19 protein-coding genes and 1 other RNA gene are annotated in these 24,873 nt (G+C 44.4%); 8 read left to right on the top strand and 12 right to left on the bottom strand.

Going from position 1 to position 24,873, the window contains the following annotated elements; genetic code table 11:
* The first annotated feature begins 196 nt into the window (after positions 1 to 196).
* The 3 genes from H6F42_RS18950 to H6F42_RS18960 all read left to right on the top strand — a co-directional run bounded on the left by H6F42_RS18950 (position 197) and on the right by H6F42_RS18960 (position 2,641).
* Positions 197 to 1,258, top strand: a complete 1,062-nt coding sequence (locus H6F42_RS18950) for a hypothetical protein (RefSeq protein WP_190400942.1) — start codon at positions 197 to 199, stop codon at positions 1,256 to 1,258.
* Positions 1,255 to 1,899, top strand: coding sequence for a Holliday junction branch migration protein RuvA (gene ruvA, locus H6F42_RS18955; protein WP_190400943.1), 645 nt, complete (start codon positions 1,255 to 1,257; stop codon positions 1,897 to 1,899). Before H6F42_RS18950 ends, ruvA begins: the two co-directional genes overlap by 4 nt.
* 136 nt (positions 1,900 to 2,035) lie before the next feature.
* Positions 2,036 to 2,641: a Uma2 family endonuclease gene (locus H6F42_RS18960; RefSeq protein ID WP_190400944.1), complete on the top strand. Its 606-nt coding sequence runs from the start codon at positions 2,036 to 2,038 to the stop codon at positions 2,639 to 2,641.
* Positions 2,642 to 2,769: 128 nt separating this feature from the next.
* Here H6F42_RS18960 and H6F42_RS18965 read toward each other — a convergent pair whose 3' ends face one another.
* The 6 genes from H6F42_RS18965 to H6F42_RS18990 all read right to left on the bottom strand — a co-directional run bounded on the left by H6F42_RS18965 (position 2,770) and on the right by H6F42_RS18990 (position 7,250).
* Positions 2,770 to 3,312 carry an HD domain-containing protein gene (locus tag H6F42_RS18965; RefSeq protein WP_190400945.1) on the bottom strand — a complete coding sequence of 181 codons (543 nt, stop codon included), beginning with the start codon at positions 3,310 to 3,312 and terminating at the stop codon, positions 2,770 to 2,772.
* Between the two features lie 49 nt (positions 3,313 to 3,361).
* Complete coding sequence (locus tag H6F42_RS18970) at positions 3,362 to 3,709, bottom strand: DUF5615 family PIN-like protein (RefSeq protein ID WP_190400946.1); 348 nt, start codon at positions 3,707 to 3,709, stop codon at positions 3,362 to 3,364.
* Between the two features lie 2 nt (positions 3,710 to 3,711).
* Entirely contained in the window at positions 3,712 to 3,963 is a 252-nt protein-coding gene (locus H6F42_RS18975) for a DUF433 domain-containing protein (RefSeq protein WP_190400947.1), read from the bottom strand.
* A gap of 36 nt (positions 3,964 to 3,999) precedes the next feature.
* Positions 4,000 to 4,578 carry a signal peptidase I gene (gene lepB / locus H6F42_RS18980; RefSeq protein ID WP_190400948.1) on the bottom strand — a complete coding sequence of 193 codons (579 nt, stop codon included), beginning with the start codon at positions 4,576 to 4,578 and terminating at the stop codon, positions 4,000 to 4,002.
* A 61-nt stretch (positions 4,579 to 4,639) separates the two neighbouring features.
* On the bottom strand, positions 4,640 to 5,338 hold the full coding sequence (lepB, locus tag H6F42_RS18985) for a signal peptidase I (protein WP_190400949.1): 699 nt from the start codon (positions 5,336 to 5,338) through the stop codon (positions 4,640 to 4,642).
* A 79-nt stretch (positions 5,339 to 5,417) separates the two neighbouring features.
* A complete protein-coding gene (locus H6F42_RS18990) occupies positions 5,418 to 7,250 on the bottom strand; it encodes an aspartate kinase (protein ID WP_190400950.1) in 1,833 nt (610 codons plus the stop codon).
* A gap of 404 nt (positions 7,251 to 7,654) precedes the next feature.
* Between H6F42_RS18990 and gpmI the strand changes: the two genes are divergently transcribed.
* Complete coding sequence (gene gpmI / locus H6F42_RS18995) at positions 7,655 to 9,262, top strand: 2,3-bisphosphoglycerate-independent phosphoglycerate mutase (RefSeq protein ID WP_190400951.1); 1,608 nt, start codon at positions 7,655 to 7,657, stop codon at positions 9,260 to 9,262.
* A 50-nt stretch (positions 9,263 to 9,312) separates the two neighbouring features.
* Entirely contained in the window at positions 9,313 to 10,143 is an 831-nt protein-coding gene (locus H6F42_RS19000; protein WP_190400952.1) for a dienelactone hydrolase family protein, read from the top strand.
* Between the two features lie 258 nt (positions 10,144 to 10,401).
* On the opposite strand, the gene ssrA is transcribed toward H6F42_RS19000, so the two are convergent.
* The 5 genes from ssrA to H6F42_RS19025 all read right to left on the bottom strand — a co-directional run bounded on the left by ssrA (position 10,402) and on the right by H6F42_RS19025 (position 15,187).
* Positions 10,402 to 10,793: a transfer-messenger RNA gene (gene ssrA, locus H6F42_RS19005) on the bottom strand.
* Between the two features lie 52 nt (positions 10,794 to 10,845).
* The gene (gene crtA / locus H6F42_RS19010) at positions 10,846 to 11,733 is read right to left on the bottom strand and encodes a cyanoexosortase A (RefSeq protein ID WP_190400953.1); all 888 of its coding nucleotides are present in this window, start codon (positions 11,731 to 11,733) and stop codon (positions 10,846 to 10,848) included.
* A gap of 97 nt (positions 11,734 to 11,830) precedes the next feature.
* Positions 11,831 to 12,451, bottom strand: coding sequence for a heme-copper oxidase subunit III (locus tag H6F42_RS19015; protein ID WP_190400954.1), 621 nt, complete (start codon positions 12,449 to 12,451; stop codon positions 11,831 to 11,833).
* Between the two features lie 70 nt (positions 12,452 to 12,521).
* Positions 12,522 to 14,174, bottom strand: coding sequence for a cytochrome c oxidase subunit I (gene ctaD / locus H6F42_RS19020; protein ID WP_190400955.1), 1,653 nt, complete (start codon positions 14,172 to 14,174; stop codon positions 12,522 to 12,524).
* A gap of 41 nt (positions 14,175 to 14,215) precedes the next feature.
* Complete coding sequence (locus tag H6F42_RS19025; protein WP_190400956.1) at positions 14,216 to 15,187, bottom strand: cytochrome c oxidase subunit II; 972 nt, start codon at positions 15,185 to 15,187, stop codon at positions 14,216 to 14,218.
* A gap of 289 nt (positions 15,188 to 15,476) precedes the next feature.
* Between H6F42_RS19025 and H6F42_RS19030 the strand changes: the two genes are divergently transcribed.
* The 3 genes from H6F42_RS19030 to H6F42_RS19040 all read left to right on the top strand — a co-directional run bounded on the left by H6F42_RS19030 (position 15,477) and on the right by H6F42_RS19040 (position 23,451).
* Positions 15,477 to 16,361: a bestrophin family ion channel gene (locus H6F42_RS19030; RefSeq protein ID WP_190400957.1), complete on the top strand. Its 885-nt coding sequence runs from the start codon at positions 15,477 to 15,479 to the stop codon at positions 16,359 to 16,361.
* Between the two features lie 134 nt (positions 16,362 to 16,495).
* On the top strand, positions 16,496 to 18,445 hold the full coding sequence (locus H6F42_RS19035; protein ID WP_347272332.1) for a DNA polymerase III subunit gamma/tau: 1,950 nt from the start codon (positions 16,496 to 16,498) through the stop codon (positions 18,443 to 18,445).
* Positions 18,446 to 18,582: 137 nt separating this feature from the next.
* The gene (locus tag H6F42_RS19040) at positions 18,583 to 23,451 is read left to right on the top strand and encodes a PAS domain-containing protein (RefSeq protein WP_190400958.1); all 4,869 of its coding nucleotides are present in this window, start codon (positions 18,583 to 18,585) and stop codon (positions 23,449 to 23,451) included.
* 207 nt (positions 23,452 to 23,658) lie between these two features.
* On the opposite strand, the gene H6F42_RS19045 is transcribed toward H6F42_RS19040, so the two are convergent.
* The gene (locus H6F42_RS19045; protein ID WP_190400959.1) at positions 23,659 to 24,825 is read right to left on the bottom strand and encodes an FAD-binding oxidoreductase; all 1,167 of its coding nucleotides are present in this window, start codon (positions 24,823 to 24,825) and stop codon (positions 23,659 to 23,661) included.
* Positions 24,826 to 24,873: the final 48 nt, after the last annotated feature.

Consider the following 24,873-nt stretch of genomic DNA (forward strand, 5'->3'; position numbering starts at 1 on the left):
CTCCATTTTGTCTTTTGTTATTACACTTGGCGACAACCATAATTCGCGCCTTGCTAGATTAATTGGCGTAAATAGTCTTTTTTGTTTGCGGTATTGTCAGGAACTTTTCTTAATTCACGAAAATTAATGATACAAAAAACAAATTTTTGAGATAAGATTTGACACTAGATAAAATTCTTTGTGTGAAGGGTAAGTCATGAGTCAGGCAGGATTTGGCGATTCATCATCACAAGAGAGCATCAATCCATTGATGCCAGAACCGCAATCCCAGTCCCAGATTGTATCTGCAAATGTTGGAGAATCAAACACTCTGATCAATGCCTTGCCTCGTCAAGTGTTAGAGCAAGAGCTACAGTTTTGTAACGAACGTAGTCAACAAGCACAGGTCTTATTGCGTCAAGCTCAAGAGCAATTGCAACTTTCGCAATTGGTAATCCAAAGACAAGAGACGCTTACCCAAACCTTGCAATCGCGTATCGACCAACTGGAGCGTGAGTTGCAAGATGTGCATACTAATTGTGATGAATTGCGCGATCGCCTCAAGCGCCAACAACATCACACTTCTCAACTCAAAGCTGCCCTCGAACGTTGTCTGGACACTTCCACTCCTGCGCCCAAGGATATGGCGCTTTCGGCGTTAGAGTCTTGGTCGATCGCGAAACTAGCTGATGAAAAAATCGCGCCAGTCGAATCCCTTGGAGATTCGGCTTTACAGAATGTGGTCAAGATTGCCCCCGTACCCCAGCCTATCGAGATGCCTGAAGTGCTAGCTGAGATCGAAGAGCCTGTAGAAAAAGTCGATATTCAACCCGAAGCGATCGAAGAGCCGCTTAGTTTAAATATCCCAGCCAAAAATCAACCAATTTCCCCTTTGATTGTTAGACCGCATAAGGCTAATCAAGGTTCACCCATTGCTCCAAATTTGCCAAAACTGCAAACAGTTAATTCTGTGGTGGAGTTTAGTCATGAAAGTCTGACTCATCATGATTCGCTAGCCAAGCCAGAAATTACTGTTAATGAAAATCTAACGATAGATCGTGATTCTTTGCTTGCGTCTGCCTCCACAAATTCATTGCTAGTTTCTTCCGTGGCTACTCCCAAGTTTATGCAATCTCTGTATGGTGGCACTAATAATGACTCCCCTCAAGAAATTGACGACACGGCTCATCTGGCGATCGCTAATTCCAGTGGACGCAAAGTAGTCTCCTCTTTAGCGGCTGTGCAGCTTCCCCAGTTCCCCCCACTGCCGCGCCGATGATTGGTTTTTTACGTGGTGCGATCGCATCTTGCAAAGCTGCTGACAGTTCTCGAAAAAATACGCCTACCTATTGGCTCACCCTCGATGTGCAGGGTGTTGGTTACGATATTCAAATTACGGCTAGTGCGGCGGGTAAGTTGCCTCCTGTGGGTGAAGAAACACAGGTATTTACCCATATGCTTGTCCGTGAAGATCAAATGGTCTTATTTGGTTTTCCCACTCTCGCCGAGCGTGAACTATTTCGCCAATTAATCAGCGTTTCAGGCATTGGCACGCAAGTGGGCTTAGCTTTATTAAATAGTTTAGGAATTCAGGATCTGGTTAAAGCGATCGTTTCGGGCAATACCAGAGTTTTGAGCTTAACCCCCGGGGTGGGGACGAAGACTGCTGAGAGACTAGCCCTAGAACTAAAAACAAAACTTGCGGATGGTCGCCTCGCTCAAGTTGGCACAACGCGATCGCCAAGTAGTATTTTAAGTGTGGCGCTCCAAGAAGAGTTAGAAATGACTTTATTAGCTCTAGGCTATACACCGATGGAAATTAGCAATGCCCTCAATGCGATCGCCAGTTTACCGATTCTTGCCAAAACTCAAGATATCGAGGCTTGGATTAAAGAGGCGATCGCGTGGCTATCTCGATAAGAAATAAGGAACCAGTATTTTGTGGTGTGGCAAAGCCGCACCACAAAATACTGGTTCCTATTACTCTAAGTACCCTAGGAGCTACTTCGCATTTTTGTTAAAATAACATAGCCAAGCGGTGAGCAGGGATATCATCATGCAAGCAACTGTAATTGAAACAGAAATCGAACAAGAAATCGAACCTCAAATACATCTCTGGACGGTCGCTGATTATCACCAAATGATTGAAGCAGGAGTGTTGGATGAGGACGATCGCGTAGAACTGTTAGAGGGAAAAATTGTTTGTATGAGTCCGCAAAGACCATTTCACGCTGCAAGTGTGCAACGTAGTTCTCATTATCTTTTTGAAATGTTGAGAAATAGGGCTTCTATTCGCGTACAGTTACCCGTGACCTTAGGAAATGACTCCGAGCCAGAACCCGATATAGCCGTTGTAAGGTTTGATGCTAATGAATATTCATTTAGACATCCTGAAGCACCTGATATCTATTTGTTGATAGAAGTTGCTGATTGGACTATCTCAAAAGATCGCAAGCAAAAAGCTCGTATTTATGGCAAAAATCACGTTTTAGAATATTGGATTCTTGATCTACAAAAGCGGCAAGTGTATATTTTTCGTCAGCCAGAGGAAGGTACTTATCGCGAAGAATTGATTTTGAATAGTATCGATAGTGTTACTATACAAGCTTTTCCTGATGTAGCGATCGCTTTGGAGGCAATGTTTCCGATCAAACAAAACTAAATGCTATTTGCTTTTTGTAATTTTGCTTAAGCGATCTCTTTTGTTCAAATGCATCAGGATAAGTTGCATCTTGTAAAAGCATTTTACGAGATTGGCGATCACCATAAACCCTCATGTACAAGTGCTAGTTACGTTGGGATGCTATGAAAGAGTCTTAAATCTCCTTCTGCTGCGATTTTTTCAAACCCGCTATCCAAAGCTATAAATATATTCCAATAATCTTGGCGGCACATTTTTGCAACTTTAGTAATCACCTTGTTTTCAAGTTCAGTATTACGTTTTCCTTTCCACAGATTATCAGCGAGTGCTACTACTAATTCCTCAAAATCACATTCTATATGCTGCCATTGTCCATGAGAACGACAACAACGAGCAATTTTAGGATCAACACCATGTGACAACAACAGCACTTCACCTACAACTTCATGTTCATTACCTTTTTTAATTAGTTCTGAAGGATGCAAAATTTTCCCAACATCATGAAAGTCGACACCTAATCGAATCCAATCTGAGTCAAATGAAATATTAAGTTGTTGAAATTGTAAAATCAGCAACTCTGCGGCTTCACCAACTAATTTGACATGCTGCATTAGGTGCGGCGATGCTCCTAGATTTTTGAGGAATTTATAGGAATCTTGAACAGATTGAAAAGTTATAGACTGCTGTTCCATTAATAACTAAACTGATTTATTTCAGGTTGGATTCGCGTATTCATTAATTTTAGCTTCTACGAATCCGAATTTTTTGTTTTGACGCAATCACAACGGCTCCAGTTTCTAAATCTTGACTCCAACTAGACAATACATCTTGCAATAGAGATATTCTTTCTGAACGAGGTAAATTCTCCAATCTTAAAACTCCACAATGCTGCCTTGCTTGTAGCCAAATCATTTGCTCAAAATCAGAATCCGTCGTAATGATAATGCGTCTTTCTCTTACCGCCCAATTCAAAATCTCACTATCACTCATTTTGTGATCAACATCACGCACACAAGCAACATCATGACCAGAATCTAGCAATAAACTCAATAAAGCTCCACTTGCATTCATATCAAGTAAAAATCTCATGATTACGATGCAACCGCTCTTTCAAAAATCTCCTCATTAGCTACTAAGCGATAAGCATAGAGCAACGCTGCATAAATATCAGCAATTTCTAAATCTGGATAATCATCTAAAATTTCCTGCATTGCTGCTCCCTTAGACAAAAGCTCTAAAATCATCGCCACCGAAATTCTCATGCCGCGAATTATTGGCTTACCACCTAAAATATTATGGTCAAAAGTAATTCTTGATAACAAGGATTCATTAGTAATTGACATAAATCTATCCTGTCTTGTCTCTTGCTGTTTTAGATATTATTTAGCTTTTGTAATTGCGCCTAGGCGATCTCCAAAAGGAAAAAATCTAATCGTTGCTTTCCCGATGACATTTTCTTTTGGCAAAAATCCCCAAATGTGCGAATCATTGCTGTGATTGCGATTGTCACCCATCATCCAGTAATAACCATTGGGAACCACCACTTCCCGCATTGCATATTTGGGAGCTTCGGCGATATAGGACTCATTGAGGGGGTGATCGTTGCGATAGACCTTGCCATTTTTAACCGCAATGCGATCGCCTTCCAATCCAATCAAGCGCTTGATATAAGCCTTGCTGTTATCTTCGATCGCGGGGGATTTGGGAGGATAAAAAATTAAAATATCGCCGCGTTGGGGGGCTTGCCATTTTTGCGATATCTTATCAACCAAGATGCGATCGCCTACTTGCAAAGTAGGCTCCATTGAGCCAGAGGGAATGAAGCGTGGCTCCACAATAAAAGCACGTAGAAAAATAGCGATCGCAAGGGCAACAGCAAAAATCCGAATCGTTTCTCCATGCTGTTGCCACCACGGTTTGACAGTTACTTGCGAATCGAGCTTACTTTCTGTGGACATGAATCAAGATCTATATATATTTGAGATGTTTAGAAATATGAGCGTAAAAAATTCCTAACTTCTAATATTTAGGAACATTTAAGTTGCCCGCCCGATTGTCAAAGGGCCAATAGCGGAACATCGCACGACCCACCAGATTTTCCTCTGGTAAGAATCCCCACATGTGCGAGTCTAAGCTGTTATTGCGATTGTCGCCCATCATCCAATATTTACCTTCAGGAACCGTAAAAAAGGGATAGTCCTTTCCATTCTGAACATTGGGTGGACGGAAGCAATTGGGACAGAGGGCATCGTCTTGAGTTGGCAAAGTATAGTTTGGCGGTGCGGCAATATATGGCTCATTTAAAGGCAAGTCATTAACAAAAACCTTGCCATCATGAATACTGATACGATCGCCGGGTACACCAACTACCCGTTTGATATAAACCTTGGTTGCATCGGGGACGACAGAACTATTAGGGGGATTAAAGACTACAATTTCGCCACGCTCAGGTTTACGCCAGCGAAAAGAAAGCTTATCAATAATTAGGCGATCGTCAATTAAAAGGGTTGGCTCCATCGAGCTAGAAGGAATAAACCTTGGTTCCGCGACGAATATCCGCACACCTACCGCCAATAACACAGCCACAGTGACGGTGGGCAAGTTCTCTAAAATAACGTTTTTAAAGGAATTTTCCTGAGCGGGGGGAGCGTGCTTAGGATCGGTTGGCGGATTAGATGATGGTTTATCAGGACGATCGCTAGAATTATCAGATGACATATAAAATGCTCGCTGGATACTGGTTTATTTTAAAATCTGATTCCTCTCATTTAGGAAATAGGGCGCTACGCCTTATTTCCTAAACTGGGGACTTAATCGCGCTCGGAACTTCGATCGCGCGATCGCCCGACAGGTCAAATTCTTGATGGATTAATTTCAGAGCTTGTTCCGCCTGATTATCTCGCACCACACAGCTAACTTTAATTTCCGATGTGGCAATCATCTCTATATTAATACCTGCATCCGCAAGGGCGCTAAACATCCTTGCAGCAATGCCCGACTGATAGATCATATTGGAGCCGACAATACTAACTTTGCTGATATCGCCATCACAGCTAACTTCGCCATAGCCTAGCACTGATGCATATTGTTTTAGGGCGGTTTCAGCTTTAGCCAGATCGGCACTTGCCACCGTAAAGGCAATTTCATTGACATCGCGATCGGACTGGGACTGCACAATCATGTCCAAACTGATATTTTGTTCAACTAGTTGCTCAAGGATTTTAGCTGCCATCCCAGGGCGATCGGGGACTTGCTGTACGGCAATGCGGGCGCGATTGCGATCTAAAGCAACTCCGCGCACGGGCGCAGCCGCAATCAGTTTTGCCTTATTTTCATCAGGAGGATGGCTTTGGACGGGAACATCAAAGGATTTTTGAATGGCGGCGATCGCTGCTTCTCCGTCGGTGGCGGCGATGACACAACTAATTTTGATTTCAGAGGTGGAAATCATCTGAATATTGATCCCCGCTTCCGCCAGAGCCATAAACATCTGCGCCGCCACTCCGGGTCTGCCGATCATGCCCACACCAATGATGCTGATTTTGGCGACGTGGGAATCAACGGTAATCGAGCTTGCACCAATTTCTAATCCGCGAGTCACCACTTCCGCCAGTTGCAATTGATCTTGAGGGATCGTAAAAGCTATGTCGTTGAGTCCTTGAGGTTCCTGTACGGCTTGGATAATTAAGTCCACATTGATCGCTTGATTGGCAAGGGATTTAAATAGCTGGGAGGCAATTCCGGGGCGATCGGGGACTTGGAGGAGAGCAATTTTTACTTGGTCATAATCAATGGAAACCGCTTCGACAAAGCGATTTACTTCTAAAGATTTCAGATCGCCAGTGCCGATGTGTGGGGCAGTAATTACCGTACCAGCATCATCGAGCCAACTCGATCGCACACACATTTTTACGCCAAAATTCCGCGCAATTTCGACGGAACGGGGATGCAATACCTTAGCGCCCAGACTGGCTAGCTCTAGCATCTCATCGCAAGTAATTTCTTCTAATAGTTGCGCCTTCGGGACGATTCGGGGATCGGTGGTCAAAATCCCGGGGACATCAGTATAAATTTCGCAAATATCGGCTTTGATCGCCGCCGCGATCGCTACAGCCGAAGTATCCGATCCCCCACGACCGAGAGTAGTAATTTCGGTACTTGGTAAACCTGACACAGGATTGATCGCCACACCTTGAAAACCTGCGATGATCACCACTTTGCCAAGAGCTAAGGCGGACTGGATTGGCTCTGGCTCTACATAGAGGATTCTGGCGCGAGTATGATTTGCCTCGGTGACGACCCGTACCTGTGAGCCATTCATCGCGATCGCAGGTTGCCCCACTGCTTGCAAAGCCATACTTAGCAAAGCGATCGTCACCTGCTCGCCTGTCGCTAAGAGCAGATCCATCTCGCGCTCTTTAGCGGCAATTTCATCAAGGCTTTGAGCATGGGTAGCTGACACAGCTTCCGACAGAGCCACCAAACCATCCGTGGTTTTGCCCATTGCCGAAACGACGACAACAACTTGATTACCAGCATCAACTGTCCGCTTAATGCGATCGCGTACTGCTTTAATGCGATCGGCATCGGCTACGGAGGAGCCACCATATTTTTGAACTATTAGCGCCATTCGTGGGGAAATTTATAAGCCTGAGAGAATTTCTTGCGATGTTTTGCCAAATAACCGAAGTTTCGTTAACTCAAGTCAACTCTTAAATCAACTAATTTCAGTCAAAGCATTACAGCCTATCTATCATACATTTCATCTAGCGATCGCCCTATATCAAAGCCAAAAAAGCCTTAGCCGTAAAAACAAATTTTTTTGCAGCCGTGCCGAAACGAGCCGAAATAAAGTAGAGATGCCCTGCCAAGTAGGGCATCTCTACTTTATTTCAAGGCTATTGTTAAAAGTTTTCTGCGATACATTGCGATCGCGGTAAATGCCAAGTATTGTTAAGATAATCCGTAAATTTGCTCTAATGGTATGATTGCCAAATTAGGAGTGAACGTGTACTTAACAAGGAACTGTCTTTTATGCAAACGGGGTCTGTTTCTCCACTGGTTCTGATCATTCTAGACGGCTGGGGACATAGAGAAGAAACCGAGGGCAATGCGATCGCCGCAGCAAATACTCCCGTCATAGATAGTCTGTGGAGTACTTACCCCAAAACTCTCCTCCAAGCCTCTGGCAAAGATGTTGGCTTGCCAAAAGGTCAAATGGGCAACTCAGAGGTTGGTCATTTGAATATTGGTGCGGGTCGTGTCGTACCCCAAGAATTAGTTAGAATTTCTGACGCTGTAGATGATGGCTCAATCATGTCCAATGAAGCCCTAGTCGCAGTCTGTGAAAAGGTCAAAGCCAACAATAGTAAATTACATTTACTGGGACTTTGCTCCGATGGTGGTGTTCATTCCCACATTGATCATTTATTAGGCTTAATTGATTTAGCTAAAGTACAGGGCGTTCCCGATGTTTGTATCCATGTGGTTACCGATGGACGCGACACTTTGCCTCAATCTGGTGTTAGCTTTATCAAGTTTATTCAGGCGCACCTCAACAAGATTGGGACTGGACGCATAGTCACCATCAGTGGTCGCTATTACGTGATGGATCGAGATAAGCGCTGGGATCGCGTCCAAAAAGCCTATGAAGTGCTCACCAATGATCAAATCACTACCAAGTTTTCTTCGGCTGTGGAAGTTTTAGAAGCAGCCTATCAAGAAAAAATTACCGATGAGTTTCTGCCGCCCACTCGTGTCGCTCACGGCGCGATCGCCGCAGGTGATGGGGTGATCTGCTTTAACTTCCGTCCCGATCGCTCTCGGGAGATCACCCAGGCCCTCGTTGCCGAGAATTTTACAGGATTTGAACGTGGTGAACGCATTACGCCCATTGCCTACGCCACTTTTACCCAATACGATAGCTCTCTACCCGTACCTGTTGCCTTCTTGCCCCAAAACCTCACTAATTTATTAGGTCAAGTGGTTTCGAGGCATGGACTCAAGCAGCTACGCCTAGCAGAAACTGAAAAATATGCCCATGTCACCTATTTCTTTGATGGCGGCATGGAAGAAGCGAGTGAAGGCGACGATCGCATCTTAGTAAATAGCCCTCGCGTATCCACCTACGACCAGCAACCAGAAATGTCGGCGACCGAGGTGACTAAAATTGCGGCTGAAGCAATCGCTAAACGGATGTATTCGCTGATCGTCATTAACTATGCAAATCCTGACATGGTAGGGCATACAGGCAATTTTGATGCAACCGTAAAAGCTTTAGAACATGTTGATCGATGTTTAGGCAACCTTTTGTCTAGCATTGCTAATGCTGGCGGCACAGCCTTAATTACTGCTGATCACGGTAATGCCGAATATATGTGGGATGAGCATGGCAACCCTTGGACGGCTCACTCCAATAACCCAGTACCATTTATTTTGGTAGAGGGTGAAGGCATTAAAATTCATGGTCATGGTGCTGACGTGAAGTTGAAGCCCGCAGGCGGTCGTTTAGCGGATATTGCGCCCACGATTTTGGAAATTTTACAAATTCCTCAGCCAGAGGAAATGACAGGAGTTTCCTTATTAGAGTCCGCAGCCTACGAAATCAAAGCCCTCAAAACACCAGTGAAAATTGGCAAGTAAAATAAAGGCGGTGCGAAGCACCGCCTTTATTTTATGGAGAAATTACGAGAATGTCTAAACTGACAAGACGAGAATTTATTGCTGTAAGTAGTTTGACGGCTGGATTTGCGATCGCTGTGCAGCCTATTTCTGCCAAAGTCATCACCACTGACAGTAAAGGCATTATGGCTGGGACTGTGGCAATTCCTGTCACTGATGGCTCAATTCCTGCCTATCGAGCAAGCCCCATTCTTGGCAAAAATTTTCCCGTAATTTTAGTTGTCCAAGAAATTTTTGGCGTTCATGCCTATATCCAAGATGTATGTCGCCGCCTTGCCAAATTAGGTTACTTAGCGATCGCCCCCGAAATGTTTTATCGCCAAGGTGATGTGTCTAAGCTCTCGGACATTCCTGAAATTCGCAAAATCGTCAATAAAGTCCCCGATGCACAGGTAATGGCTGATCTGGACGCAACCGTAGCATGGGCAGCAAAATCCGCGAAGGGCAATATTGATCAGCTAGGAATTACGGGTTTTTGTTGGGGTGGGCGGGTTACTTGGCTCTATGCTGCTCATAATCCGAAAGTGAAAGCAGGGGTGGCATGGTATGGCAGATTAGTCGGTGAAGCTTCCGAATTAACCCCCAAACATCCTCTTGACATTGCCCCCAATTTACAAGTGCCAATTTTGGGACTCTATGGTGGCAAAGATACGGGCATTCCTTTAGACACAGTTGAGCAGATGCGCGAGAAACTCAAAGGTTGTAGTAATACTTCGGAGATAGTTGTTTATCCAGATGCTCCCCACGCTTTCCATGCCGATTATCGTCCTTCCTATCGTCAAACAGAAGCTGAAGATGGGTGGAAAAAACTAAAAGCTTGGTTTAAGAAAAACGGAGTTTAGAGCTATAGCCCCTTTGGTTAAGACATAAAAAACAATAAGTGAGTGGCGGCGATTCGCCGCCACTCACTTATTGTTTTTTGGCTTGTCCTCATGCAAGTGATACCAAATGAAGAAATGGCTTAGCCATTTCTTCATTTGAAAAACCTTACTGGGTTTGGGGTTTTAATCACAAAAGTGTTGACACACTTTCGTGATTTGGTATGACTATAGCTATAAATAAAAAAGGCACTTGCTTAGCAAGTGCCTTTTTTATTAGGTTAATGGAATCGGGCAGAGTCGAACTGCCGTCCGCACTAGCGCCTAACCTCCCAGTCATTCACAGGTTTATCCAATCTAATCCTCGTGGAGGGAACTGCTATTTATCTCTAGCAATGGGAGATGCACTGATAAAGTCTTGAGCGAAAAGCCTATCAGAGAAAGCTATTCACAGCATCCGTTGAGGGGTTGAGTGGTGCATTTAACGGAGTCATACAACACTCCTCGAAACCGAAAAGTTTGGTTCTTAGGCTGCTACTGGAGCTGCTTTACGAGAGAAAGATACAATGTTGTTCGCATGTACTTGTTTGAGCCATTGATTTACGAGAGATAGCCCGCTCTCGACCTGCATCAAGGGATAGCTTCTACTAACACGTCGAAACCCTTACGATCCCAGTTAATTTAACTATAGCATTACTGAAGAACAAAATGGTGTAAAGCTCCGCTTTAGGCTTCTTCGTATTCCTCGTCATCATCTTGCGTTAGCCAATTGCATAGCCATAGCAACAGAGATACGGCTATCACCGAAAACAATTGGGAGCCATCGCCTTCATGCCAGTATTTGAATAAATCCGCTTGAGTTGAGATAACCACTAATAAAGAGACTCGCAAAGAATTAACGATAAAGGCGATCGCAATGGCGGATGGAAACATGATCCACCTGTTGACGAGAGATGTGGGGAAAACTAGGACAAACATGAGGGCGATCCGTAAGAGCATGAGAATAGGCGGTAATCCTGCACAGCCTCTCGCAACTTCTACCGCTCCAAATTGGCTGATGATCGTAACTCCTTGCTGCATTACTTTCACGCCCGAATACCACAGCACCGAATTGGCAAACTGAGCCGTAAACATGTTTACAGGAATGATCTTTTCAATGGCGGCGAATAGAAAGGTAACGGGTATACCAAGGGTTGCTGCTAAGAGAATCGCTTTCCAATATTGTTTTAATCCTTTCCACCCTGAAGCTATCAGGGCAACTCCGATCGTTCCCATCAGGGGTGTGAGAATAAATAAAACATCGTAAACTCGACGGGTGAGGAGGCTCTTAACTAGTACCCAAATAATTAATAGTGTGCCTGTGGCGATCGCGCTGGGGGTACTTTCAAATTTTAATTTCGGGCGATCGCGAATGACTAACAGGATCGATACTGACCAAGTTAATATCTGGATTGCCGTTTCATCAACGCTGGTTGCTAGTCGAGCTAAGAGCGTAATATTGATGGCTATGAGGCTGACCCATGTGGCAAGTAACCAAAATTCCAACCTATTAGTTGCTTTTTTTAAAGCATTTGGAAGATTACTAAAGTCACCGCGCAAAATATGATCGAGCATAGCTAATTAGAACAAACAGATTACTTTTACTATAAAAGATTTGCACCTTGCATTGTGCAAAGAAGGCGGCGCATTGCGCCGCCTTCTTTGATTTTGCTTAGAGAATATATAAAAGTAAGAATAGGACAATCCAGACAATATCCACAAAGTGCCAATAGACCGAAGCAGCTTCGATGCCAAAGTGACTCGTGTTGCTGTAATGTCCTGCCTTTAGCGATCGCACCAGTACTGAGGCGATTAAGGTCAAACCGATGATGACGTGCAGACCGTGAAAGCCTGTGAGGACATAAAAGGTACTAGCAAATAGATTAGTGGTTAACCCAAATTCTAAATGCTGATATTCATAAATTTGTCCAGCAATGAAAATTGCGCCCATGACGAAAGTAGCGAGAAACCATAGCTGAGCAGCCTTGACTTTATTTTCTTTAATCGCGCTATCGGCTTGGTGAATTACAAAACTACTTGATACCAGAATGATTGTGTTGATTCCGGGTAGAAGAAGTTCTAGATCAGGCGTGCCTTCAGGCGGCCAAGAGGGGGCGACGGAGCGAAAGGTCAGATAGGCGGCGAACAAGCCAAAAAAGAGCATTCCTTCAGAAATCAGGAAGACAATTAATCCAAAAACCCGTAAATCTGGATGTTCGGCATGACCCATTGACTCATGGGCATGAAGGGCTTCTTCGGAGGTGGTCGTTGTAGGAGCGATCGATCCTTGCATAGGTAGATGTTTGGATAATTTGGACTCAATAAGGTAAGGGGCTTAAGCCCCTTGTTTTGGAATTTGGAAATTAAGACGCAGCGATCGCCTCTTGACGATCTTCCTTATACTCTTCACCGTAGTCATAGGGCCCTGTAGCTAGTACAGGATCGCCAACCCAGTTATGGGGAATAGGAGGCGAAGAAGTTGTCCATTCGAGGGTTAAGGCATTCCAAGGATTATCAGGAGCTTGCTCACCTTTAAACCAACTGTAAACTGCATTGATCACGAAAGGAACTGTAGAAAATGCCAAGATTAATGCGCCAACAGTGCAGATCACATTAATGGGTGCAAATTGTGGATCGTACTGAGCAACGCGGCGAGGCATTCCCTGTAAGCCCAGAATGTGCATCGGACCAAAGGTTAAGTGCATTCCAATAAAGGTCAGCACAAAATGGATTTTGCCCCAAAATTCATTCAACATCCGTCCCGTCATCTTAGGAAACCAGTGGTATAGCCCAGCGTAAATGCCAAAGACACTGCCACCAAACAGGACGTAATGGAAGTGAGCCACTACGAAATATGTGTCATGCACATGAATATCAACGGGAGCCGAACCAAGCATAACGCCGCTTAAACCGCCGATTAAGAAAGTGGAGATAAAGCCCATTGCAAAGAGCAAGGGACTATCTAAGCGCAACTTACCGCCCCACAGTGTGGCAACCCAACTAAATACTTTGATCCCCGTTGGCACAGCTACCAATAAAGTCGCCACCATGAAGAACACGCGCAACCAGTCAGGTGTGCCACTGGTAAACATATGGTGCGCCCACACAAATAAGCCCAAAGCGCAAATCATCATGCTGGAATAGGCGATCGCCTTATATCCAAAAATTGGCTTGCGGCTATGGGGTGGGATCACTTCAGAAATGATGCCAAATACGGGCAGGATCATCACATACACGGCAGGGTGAGAATAAAACCAGAATAGGTGCTGATACACGACGGGATCGCCGCCGCCTGTGGGATTAAAGAAGTTTGTGCCGATCAGGAGGTCAAACCCTAGTAACACCATTGCTCCTGCTAATACAGGGGTTGCCAATAGCACCAATACGGAGGTTGCCATCATCGCCCAGCAAAATAGAGGCATACTAAACAGATCCATCCCCTTCATCCGCATCGACCAGATCGTGACGAGGAAATTCACCGCCGCCAAAATTGATGAGGTTCCCACTAATAAAATGCTGAGAATCCAAATCGCTTGTCCGACATGTTCATCGGTCAAAATGCTCAAAGGTGGATAGGCTGTCCAACCTGTAGATGCGGGCCCCACAAAGAAGCTACCCATTAGTAACAATCCCGCGGGAATGGTCAACCAAAAGGCGATCGCATTCAATCTCGGAAAAGCCATATCTCGCGCCCCGATCATTAGAGGCACAAGGTAATTGCCAAAACCACCCGTCACCGCAGGCACGATCCACAAAAAGATCATGACCGTACCGTGCATGGTAAACAGGCTGTTATAAAAAGCGGGATCGACAAGATCGGAGTCTGGTGTGGCAAGCTCTACACGCACTATCGAGGCAAGCGCCCCACCGACTAGATAAAACACAAACGAAGTAACGAGATATTGAATCCCGATTACTTTGTGATCGACGCTAAAGGTAAAGAACTCCCACCAAGGAGTCTTTTGGGGTTCAGCCCCTGCGCTCGGACTTTGAGTTGGAGTGAGAGTTTGGGTCATAGAGAGGTTGGTAATTAGTGATGGATGAGAATTTTTAGCTGTTAGCGATTAGCTGTTAGCTTGCTACTTGTTATCCCCAGTTGAGAGACTTTACCTTTTAGATATTCCTGTTCGGATAGTTGAGAGGCAGGACGGGAGGCAACGATCGCTTCGGGATCGTTACTGGCGATTTCTTGTTGCTCCTTTAGCCACTTGGAGTAATCCTCTGGGGTATCAATAACCATCGTGGTACGCATACCGCCATGATAAGAACCGCACAACTCAGCGCAGACTACAGGATATTCACCCACTACGCGGGGCGTAAATTCGAGATAGGTTTCGCGACCGGGAATCACGTCCTGTTTGATGCGTAGCTGAGGAACCCAAAAGGCATGAAGGACATCTACTGCGCTCATATTCAAGCGGACTTTTTTGCCCACAGGTACATGTAACTCGGCAGTTGCAATTTCATCTGTGTAGTTAAAAATCCATGCGAACTGCATGGCGCTGACATTGATCGCCACCACATCGGCATTTTCGGAAGGCATTACCCCCGCCATCATTACCCCATCATTATTCGATGAAGCTAGGGTTGCTTTGGACATTGGCATCCCCCCATGGTCATGATGGGCAACAGTATGACTCATTCCACCGTGAGCCATGCCGCTTAAGTCCTGAGTGCCTTGCATGGCGGTATAGACATCGAAGCTATAAATGGCGACCCACATCACGATTACAGTGGGGATCGCAGTCCATGCAATTTCGAGGGTTAAGTTTTCGTGAATCGCGGGCCCGTCGGTTTCATCGCCTTTGCGCTTACGAAATTTGACGATCGAATATATTAAGACTCCCTCAACAATGAGGAAAAATCCTGCCGCGATCGCCAGAATTGTGTTAAATAAGCCGTCATACAAAATGGCTTCATCGCCTGCCGCGACTGGTAGTAAGCCGTTATTGCGACCATACCAAATGCTGGCGGCAACGATCAGACCGATGATGACGACTAGAGAAATTAGTTTGTTGTTTACTTTCATGGTGAGGTTGCCCTATCGTGCTGCTCCTATAAAGTAGATCGGAATTAATGGGAGCGTCCTAGCGGATATTTTAAGAATTAGGACAGTTTGACATAGTGTCTATACTGGCATCTAATTCCAGAATGAGGGGCAATTGTTTGCAATCTTTTAGCAATTTCTTTGGGATCATGGCTGGTCTAGCAACCTAATGCCAATTCACGAAAATGTGACGATACTTTATAAAGGGCTTAATATACTGCACACACGTACTCTATTCCCAGTCCCTTAATTTTTAAAGTAAGTCCCCCCTATGACTTTGCAGTGGTTTGAGTTTGCTTTTAAGATAAAAGGCTCCGTCGCACCGATCATCTTACCTAGAGTTTTAATTTTTACAGGATTTGCCTTCGCAGTTTCGATCTTTCATCATTACGAGCCTCAAATATCTCTCAAAATATTAGGAGATCTGACTAATAATGTTGTTTTTAACTTGGTCTTAGGCTTGCTCTTGGTCTTTCGGACAAATACTGCCTACGATCGCTATTGGGAAGGACGCAAAGCATGGGGAACCTTGGTGGTAAATATTCGTAATTTAGCGAGATTAATGCAAATTGCGATCGCTTCTCCCGAAGGGGAAGAACTTCAACAAAAAGAACGCTCGATTAAATATCTCAATGCTTTTGCGATCGCCACAAAACGACATCTTCGCGGTGAAGCGATCGAGAATGATCTTGATGAGATTTTGCCAGAGGAAGATATAACTAAACTGCGAAATGCCAAACATGTTCCGTTAGAAATAACGCTTTGGTTGAGCGATTATCTGCAAAAGCAAGTGCAATGCGATCGCATTGACACCAATTATTTTGTCGCAATGAATAGTTCGATTAATGGTCTAGTCGAAGGCTTAACTAGTTGCGAAAGGATTCTCCGAACTCCATTACCTTTTGCCTATTGCGTTTATCTGAAACGATTAATCCTGATTTACTGTATCGGCTTACCATTCCATTTAGTAATGGAACTTGATTGGCTAGCGGCGATCGCAGTGGGGTTAGTTAGCTTTATCCTTTTGGGAGTGGAACAAATTGGTAGCGAAATCGAAAATCCCTTTGGACATGATGCCAACGATTTGCCAATTGATGCACTATGCGAAAGTATAAACACGAATATTGAGCAAGTAATTGCCTACCAACTTAAGTAAAGGGACAAACCAAAATCAAAGGCTGTGGCGCACGCTGAGCGTACGCTACAGCTATTTAGGATTTTATATTTAATTGCGCCTAACTACTTAGCTCAAGGGTTTGATATTAATCGCTATACTTATCATTGATATGCTTGCATATTAGACCAGTCGCGCTTCAGCATCACCGTGTTCCTATGGGCTATGAGCCACTCCACCACAAATATCGTCCTCAAACCTTTGCCGATCTCGTCGGACAAGAGGCGATCGCCCATACCCTGACTAATGCCTTAAATACTAAGCGCATTGCTCCCGCTTACCTATTTACAGGCGCAAGAGGTACAGGCAAAACATCAAGTGCGCGGATTATGGCAAAGTCGCTCAATTGCCTAAGCTCTGACAATCCTACTCCTCACCCCTGTGGCAAGTGTGAGCTATGCCATAGCATTGCCAATGGTAATGCCTTAGATATTACGGAAATCGACGCAGCAAGTAATACAGGTGTTGATAATATTCGAGAGTTAATTGAACGTGCCCAGTTTGCACCAGTTAAGGCAAGATTTAAGGTTTATATCATTGACGAATGTCATATGTTAAGTACCGCAGCATTTAATGCCTTGCTAAAAACCCTTGAAGAGCCACCCGATCGCGTAACTTTTATTCTCGCTACAACTGACCCACAGCGCGTATTACCTACGATTATTTCGCGATGTCAGCGTTTTGACTTTCGGCGGATTCCCCTTGATGCGATGGTTAAGCATTTAGGGAAGATTGCCGCGAATGAGAACATTAATATTCATCTGGAAGCTTTAACTTTAGTCGCCCAAATCGCACAGGGAGGACTGCGGGATGCCGAATCTCTGCTTGACCAATTGAGCTTATTAGATGGAGAGATTACCGTGGAGGCGGTTTGGGATTTAGTTGGCTCTGTACCAGAACAGGACTTGCTCTCACTAATTGAGGCGATCGCTGCCGATCATTCCACGCAATTAATTGACTATGTGCGGCGAATTATGGATCGAGGTCGTGAACCTTTAATCGTGTTGCAGAATTTGGCGAATGTCTATCGAGATTTATTAATTGCGAAAACCGCAAGCGATCGCAGTGATTTAGTTGCGATGACTAGCTCTGGTTGGACGCGCTTAGTGCAGCTAGCTCAAACCTTGCCCGTTCCTAATATTTTGCTGGGTCAACAACATTTGCGATCGGCGGAGTTACAGATTCGTAATTCCACTCAACCACGTTTGTGGTTAGAGGTTACACTCATGGGTTTATTGCCTTCCGCCCAAGGGGCGATCGCTACACCTCATCCCCAAGCAAGTGGAACTCCATCTCCAGCATATATTCCACCACGTCATGTTCCTGTAACTCCCCCAATCAATTCTCCGCTTCCTAAAGTTAATCCTCCTCTAGAAGTTGCGACTCCTCCGCAGCAAGACTTGCCAGTGGAAACTCCGATTTCTTCGGGTAATGATGATTTGGTGAGCTTTGCCTCAGTGGGCTATGACCTAGACCAGCTATGGCAAAATCTCTTACTAATGTTGCCGACTCCCACTAAATCAATTTTTGTGCAAATGGAAGGTCGATTTTTAGAAGTTGATACTAATAGCGTCAAAATAGGCTTAGGTGGAAAGCGGGATGAGACTACTAAAAATATTGCTGTCCAAAAGCGTCCTGAATTAGAAAATGCTTGTGCTAAGTTGCTGCAACGTCCGATTAAGGTGATGTTTAAGTTTGTGGCAAATCCTCTGCCAGAGGAATCGCCAACCCAAGTTCATGCGCCTTTACCTCATTCACCAGCGATCGTTACACCAGCGATTAGTGCGCCTGTAGTTATTGTTCCTGCTTCTCCTGCTCCGATTCCTTCTCCTCCTCCAAGTAATGGAGCAGTTATTTCTGTAAATAATCCCGTTATAGATTCACCTCCAACCTTGGAATCAGCAGGAAACATTAGCAAGCCCATTCCTGTCAATCCTCCGCAGACTAAGGGATATGTCGGTTTATCCGAAGAAGAGAAAATCGTGAGAAATATGGCAGATTTTTTTAATGGACAAGTTATTGATCTCGACGAGGAACCAACGGAGCAAGTTAATGCAAGCGATTAATACCCCTAAAAATTTGCATGGCTTTGCGCCGCCACTCTCTAGGGGGGTATTGCATAGCTATACAAAACTCCTGAGTGTTATAAGCTAAAAATAAACACGATAGATAAAAATATGTCGGAGATTTGAAATTAAGCTACATGAATATTGATCGTCCCCCATCGGCATTTTTTAAACGATTTTCAAGTATCCCTCTGCAATGGGTAATTATTGTGCCGTTTATGCTGCAAATTTTGGGGGCAGTGGGGGTAGTGGGCTATTTGTCCTATCGGAGTGGGCAAGAGTCGGTTCATAGGCTTGCAGGTAGGCTAAAAAATGAAATAAATATTCGAGTTGCCGAAAAGACCCTAACCTATCTGCAAACCATCGATCAGATCAATAAAAACAATATCAGCGCTCTCCGTCGTGGGAATTGGAGTTTTGATGATTTCTCTAGCCAAGAGCGACAGGCTTGGGAACAAATGCAGCTTAGTTCTTTGTCGCCAATGACGATTATCGGATTTGGTACACCGTCGGGGGGACATCGGGCTGTAGAAAGACTGAATGACGGAACATTTGCGATTCGGGCTGTCCAGAATGGTGGAGGCAGCTATATGAGCTTTACCACTAATCCTGATGGTACTCCTGCTCAAGGTACACAAACTACGATTAACTTTGATGCCCGTCAGCGTCCTTGGTATCAGGTCGCTGTAAAATCTCAAAAGGCGGCTTGGACGAATGTATACCCTCATATCTATACGGGTGAACTTTTGATTGCGTTGGCGGAACCAATCTATGAGCCTAAGGACTCAAAACTCTTAGGAGTCACCTATGGCATCCGTACCATTGAAGAGATCAGCCGTTTTTTACGAACCATAGATATTAGGACAGGTTCAGTCTTTATCATTCAACGCGATGGAACTCTGGTCGCAAGCTCAGGCTCCGAGAAACCCTATAATCTTGCGCCAAATGCCAGTGATCAGCAACTCCTATCTGCGATCAATAGCCCAAGCCTTTCTATAAGCATGACTGCCAAATATTTGGGCGATCGCTTTGGAAATTTGGGAAATATCCAGCAAGCTGAGCAATTTGATTTTGCAATCAATGGCGATCGCCAACTTGTCCAAGCCGCACCAATCAGGGATCAACATGGACTGGATTGGCTAATTGTAGTGGTGATTCCTGAGTCTGATTTTATGGCAGAAATTCAGGCGAATAGAATCTGGACAATTTTATTATGTGGACTTACCTTAGTTATCGCCACAGGGTTTGGGCTATTAACTACCCGTTGGATTGCCCGTCCGATTTTGCGATTAAGCCTTGCTAGTAAAGCCATAGCTCGCCGAGAGTGGCAAGAGACATGGTTTGAAAATTGCGCGATCGCCGAAGTGAAAATGTTGAATGAAGCCTTTAGTCTGATGACGACAGAGCTTCGGGTGGCTGATCAACTCTTTGGGAACTATGAGCAAGATTTAAAGAGACAAGTTGCAGAAAAAACGATAGCTCTAACTGAAGCTCAACGGATTGCGCGGATTGGCAGTTGGGAGTTTAATGTCGTAACTGGAGAAAGCACTTGGTCAGATCAACAATTTCGCATTTTAGGTTACGACCCCAAGGAGCCATTACCCCTCTATGCCAACTTTTTCGATCTTCTTCCTGCCGCTGATCGCCCTAAAATGCAGACAGTTGTTGAGGAGGCGATCGCGCATGGCACACCCTACGAAGTGGAGCATGGTATTTTCCGTCCCGATGGCTCCATCTGTCATATCGTTAGCCGAGGTGAGGCGATATGCGATGAACAGGGGAAAGTAATTAAACTAGTCGGTATGATTACGGATATTACGGCGCAAAAAGAAGCGCAAAAAACTCTAGAACTTCAAAGCATCATCATGAATAATATGGCAGGTGGTGTGTGTTTAGTTAAAGCCGCAGATCTCATCATTGTCTACACTAATCCCAAATTTGACGCAATGTTTGGCTATGGAGAGGGTGAACTGGTCGGTCAACCCGTTGGCTTAATAAATTATGTTGAGACAGAAGTAACACCCACTGTCCCTGTTCGAGATGTAGTTACGAAACTTGATCGCGATGGGGAAGCGGAATATGAAGTTCACAATCGCAAAAAAGATGGCACACTTTTCTGGTGTAGAGTCCATACCTCTAGATTTGAGCATCCTGAATATGGAACTGTCTATGTCGCTGTTCAGCAAGATATAACTGAGTTAAAACAAGCAGAACTAGCGTTACAGCAGAGTGAATCTCAACTTCGCAATCTATTTGCGGGAATGACAGATTTTATCTTTGTGCTAAACCATGAAGGTAGATATCTAAAGGTTGCCCCGACTCAAGCCAATATTGAAAATAATAGTATCAGTAAGGTCAATCAGACTTTACACGAACATTTACCAAAAACTACTGCTGATTATTTCTTAGAGATGATTCAGCAGGTTCTCCAAACGCAGGAAAGCCACAAAATTGAATACAGCTTGGAGATTGCAGGTAAAACACTATGGTTCTCAACAATTGTATCACCGCTAGATGGGGAGTCAGTCCTGTGGGTAGCTCGTAATATTAGCGATCGCAAACAATTAGAACTCGATCTACAGTTATCAGAAAGCAAACTAAATGACATTTTAAATAGTGCCACCGCCTCAATTGCACGATTGTTTGTCAAAGCTAACGGTACTTTTGCAATGGATTATATTTCTGATGGTTGCGAACTAGTTAGTGGCTACACATCTGCCGAACTAAAAGCGGATAATGCCCTTTGGCTGAGTCGGATTAATCCTCAAGATTGGGAAGCAGTACAATCTCAAGTATATGAGGATATTTTTGCTGAACGAGGCGGGAATTATACTTATCGATTTCACCATAAAGATGGATCGCAGCGTTGGATTTCGCAAACAAATCATTCGCGCTGGGATAATCGTGAAAATGCTTGGATTGTCACGATCATCTCCAAAGATATTAGCGATCGCAAACAATTAGAGATAGATTTACAGTTGTCAGAAAACAAACTAAATGACATTTTAAATAGTACAACCGCAGTAATTACGAGGACACTGATAAAAAATGATGGCACATGGGAAATAACCTATGTTTCTGAAGCCTGTGAAGCAGTCTCTGGTTACAGTTCCAAGGAATTAATTGATGATCAAGCACTTTGGGTCAGTTCTATCTATTCTGAAGATTGGCAAAGTTTGGGAGATCAAATTTACGCAGATATTTTTAATGAGATTGGTGGGACTTATATCTATAGATTTCGCCATAAAGACGGATCTCTACGTTGGATGTCGCAAACAAACCATTCTCGCTGGGATAAATTTCTGAATGCCTATGTCGTCACGATACTTACCTCAGATGTGAGCGATCGCAAACGAGCTGAAGAGTTACTGCAAAGAAGTGAATTAGCTCTAATTGAAGCTCAGAGAGTTGCTCATATCGGTAATTGGGAATTTGAAATTCAAAGTCAGAAGATTACTTGGTCTAAAGAACTTTTCCTTATGTTTGGGCTTGAACCTCATCAATCAGAGCCAAACTTTACAGACTATCTTCAGATGATTCATCCCGATGATCGCTTAATTCTGCAACAAAAGGTGGAACAGGCGATCACAGAGGGCATACCCTATAGAGTTGATTACCGTACTATTCAAGATGGAACAATCCGCTACCATGAAGGACGTGCAGAAGTAGAAAAGAACGCACAGGGACAGGTCATCCGCCTCTACGGAACTGCTTTGGATATTAGCGATCGCAAACAGATCGAAATAGAACTACTCCAAGCCAAAGAAAATGCAGAGGCAGCCACTAAAGCCAAGAGTGCATTTCTGGCTAACATGAGTCACGAGATCCGCACACCGATGAATGGAGTGTTGGGCATGGCGCAACTTTTGGAAACCACACCTTTAGATACAGAGCAGCAGGACTTTGTGAAGATCATCAAAGAAAGTGGTGATGCGCTATTGACTATTATTAACGATATTCTTGACCTATCAAAAATCGAGTCAGGGATGCTAGAACTCGAAAACAGGGATTTTGCACTTACCGAAGTGATTAGTTCCGTTTGTCAATTGCTATCTAGTCAAGCACAAGATAAACAAATTCAGCTTCAATATGAGATCGCCCCTAATATTCCGCATATATTGGTAGGCGATAGTCCTCGATTGCGTCAAATTCTGTTAAATCTTATTGGTAATGCAATCAAATTTACTGAACATGGTCAAGTACAAGTTTCTGTTAGTGGTAGCCCTGTTCAAAATACTTTCTTAGATGCTAATCAAGAATCACCGCAGAGTGCCAATAGGTGGGAACTTAGATTTGCGATCGCAGATACAGGGCTGGGTATCAAAGTTAACCAAATTTCCAAGCTATTTCAAGCCTTTACCCAAGCCGATGCTTCGATCAATCGCAAATATGGCGGAACGGGGCTGGGATTAACTATCAGTAAGCGACTCATCGATTTAATGAATGGTCAGATCTGGGTGGAGAGTTTCGGGCAGGTGGGCGGATATCCTCCTCTCGATTGGCAGCCTGAAGTAATTACCCAAGGAGCAACATTCTATTTCATTATCTATCTCACTATTGGTAAGGCGATCGCCCTACCTCAGACATCCGCGATTACCGAAATCAATCCTCACTTAGCCGATCTGTTGCCTTTACGAATACTTTTAGCTGAGGACAATGTATTTAATCAAATTGTTGCTCAATCTCTTCTTGCTAAACTTGGTTATCAAATTGATGTCGTTAATAATGGGAGAGAAGCCCTAGAGGCTTTGCAACGTAATCCCTATGACTTAGTATTTATGGATGTGCAGATGCCTGAAATGGATGGTATTACGGCGACTAAGCTAATTCGCGGACTAGAGGATGATGCAATCAATCAAATCCAAATTATTGCGATGACTGCGGATGCTAGCTCTGAAGATCGCCAGAAATGTTTGGCTTCAGGCATGAATGGTTTCATCAGCAAACCCATCAATATTCAAGAAATCATTCAGCTACAAAATATTGTATCTCCCAAGAAGTTATAGCTGTGAAGCGAGTTGCGGTGCTTCGCACCGACACTCGCTTCACAGCTATAACTGATGTTACGTGGAATGAATATCGCCCTCACCCCCCAGCCCCCTCTCCCATTAAGGGAGAGGGGGAGCAAGACTAATTTCTTGTCCCCCTCTCCCCTTTTGGGAGAGGGGCTAGGGGTGAGGGTCTTGTGAGCTTCCACGTAACATCAGCTATAACTACAAAAATCGGTTGGGGGAAAGTTGATTAATAATCTCATCGGTATTGCCCAAGGCGTGAGCCGTAAACCTTTGCGATAAGGTCGGCACATAGACAGTGGGGCTAGTAAAGCCTGAGAACAAATGGAGATTCGCATAGCCTTCTAATGCTCCCACCAACGGTAAACCATCGCTACTAAATGCAACTAAACAATTGCGCCATTTTCCTTGAAGTTCTCCAATTTTTGGTAAGACTTTGCTCACATAGGCGCGAATTTTTGTCTCACTTTGCTGAGCATCGATCGCTGCATAGGGATCAGTTAACACACGGCTAAGCTGTCCAAATCTCACACGGCGATCGCAAAATTGAATTGCCCCTGCATCAATGGAAGGTGGCAACAATTCGCGTCCTGACTCATCCCAGAGAGCATCTTTTTCTTTGCTGGTTGTCGTTGCTTCGAGGTCATAGCGCTTGGTAGCCGCAGGCATGACCATCGTTCGTAATTCCAAATCAACGGGTGGGGTGTCGATCGCTTCAGCATGGGTGAAATAGACGCGAGCATTAATCCCTGAAGCCTTGAGCAAAGCGCGAGATAGTCCTCCAGCACAGACCACAACTCGCTCGGCTGAGAAATCCCCTTGCTCTGTAGATACACCCGTAAGGCGATCGCCTGCCACTAATAGACGATTGACCTTTGCGTAGAGAATCTCACCACCCAAACTTTCCAAAGCTTGGCTATGGGCTTTTACAAAGCAATCCAAATTAACATGAGCGTGGGGCAGAAGTAACGCGCCGCTAATGGCTTGGGTATTCAGAAGTGGTTCGCGATCGTGGGCTTCCTGAGCATTAAGTAAGGTCGGGGCGATCGCGCAACTGGCATATTGAGAAAGCATCTCTTGCGGGTCAGCATCAACTTCCAGAGTTAACAATAAATCTAGTTCTCGAAACTCCGTATCGATCCCTAATTCATGGGATAGATTCCGTTGGCGATTAATCCCTTCCTCGCATAGTTGCTTGGTGATAGGGCTTGATCCAGACCAATAGGAAATACCACCATAACCAAGGCTACTAGAGCCATTGAATTGAGAATTCTGCTCAATTAGCAATACAGAAAATCCTGCCTTCTGTAGTTCGTAGCTCAATGATATACCTGTGATCCCACCTCCAATTACGATCCAATCATGCATTACTTTCTATCTCTTTAATTCAATAAAAATTCTATATCGTGGAATTTC

Source organism: Pseudanabaena sp. FACHB-1998 (assembly GCF_014696355.1).
In the GTDB taxonomy this organism is placed as follows: domain Bacteria; phylum Cyanobacteriota; class Cyanobacteriia; order Pseudanabaenales; family Pseudanabaenaceae; genus Pseudanabaena.

Bases quoted from the DNA above. Each gene is read 5' to 3' on its own strand.
- H6F42_RS19015 (WP_190400954.1), bottom strand. From the start codon at position 12,451: ATGCAAGGATCGATCGCTCCTACAACGACCACCTCCGAAGAAGCCCTT.
- lepB (WP_190400949.1), bottom strand. From the start codon at position 5,338: ATGTCATCTGATAATTCTAGCGATCGTCCTGATAAACCATCATCTAAT.
- H6F42_RS18950 (WP_190400942.1), top strand. From the start codon at position 197: ATGAGTCAGGCAGGATTTGGCGATTCATCATCACAAGAGAGCATCAAT.
- H6F42_RS19040 (WP_190400958.1), top strand. From the start codon at position 18,583: ATGAATATTGATCGTCCCCCATCGGCATTTTTTAAACGATTTTCAAGT.
- lepB (WP_190400948.1), bottom strand. From the start codon at position 4,578: ATGTCCACAGAAAGTAAGCTCGATTCGCAAGTAACTGTCAAACCGTGG.
- H6F42_RS18990 (WP_190400950.1), bottom strand. From the start codon at position 7,250: ATGGCGCTAATAGTTCAAAAATATGGTGGCTCCTCCGTAGCCGATGCC.
- ctaD (WP_190400955.1), bottom strand. From the start codon at position 14,174: ATGACCCAAACTCTCACTCCAACTCAAAGTCCGAGCGCAGGGGCTGAA.
- gpmI (WP_190400951.1), top strand. From the start codon at position 7,655: ATGCAAACGGGGTCTGTTTCTCCACTGGTTCTGATCATTCTAGACGGC.
- H6F42_RS18970 (WP_190400946.1), bottom strand. From the start codon at position 3,709: ATGAGATTTTTACTTGATATGAATGCAAGTGGAGCTTTATTGAGTTTA.
- H6F42_RS19045 (WP_190400959.1), bottom strand. From the start codon at position 24,825: ATGCATGATTGGATCGTAATTGGAGGTGGGATCACAGGTATATCATTG.
- H6F42_RS18965 (WP_190400945.1), bottom strand. From the start codon at position 3,312: ATGGAACAGCAGTCTATAACTTTTCAATCTGTTCAAGATTCCTATAAA.
- ruvA (WP_190400943.1), top strand. From the start codon at position 1,255: ATGATTGGTTTTTTACGTGGTGCGATCGCATCTTGCAAAGCTGCTGAC.
- H6F42_RS18975 (WP_190400947.1), bottom strand. From the start codon at position 3,963: ATGTCAATTACTAATGAATCCTTGTTATCAAGAATTACTTTTGACCAT.
- H6F42_RS19030 (WP_190400957.1), top strand. From the start codon at position 15,477: ATGACTTTGCAGTGGTTTGAGTTTGCTTTTAAGATAAAAGGCTCCGTC.
- crtA (WP_190400953.1), bottom strand. From the start codon at position 11,733: ATGCTCGATCATATTTTGCGCGGTGACTTTAGTAATCTTCCAAATGCT.
- H6F42_RS19000 (WP_190400952.1), top strand. From the start codon at position 9,313: ATGTCTAAACTGACAAGACGAGAATTTATTGCTGTAAGTAGTTTGACG.
- H6F42_RS19025 (WP_190400956.1), bottom strand. From the start codon at position 15,187: ATGAAAGTAAACAACAAACTAATTTCTCTAGTCGTCATCATCGGTCTG.
- H6F42_RS18960 (WP_190400944.1), top strand. From the start codon at position 2,036: ATGCAAGCAACTGTAATTGAAACAGAAATCGAACAAGAAATCGAACCT.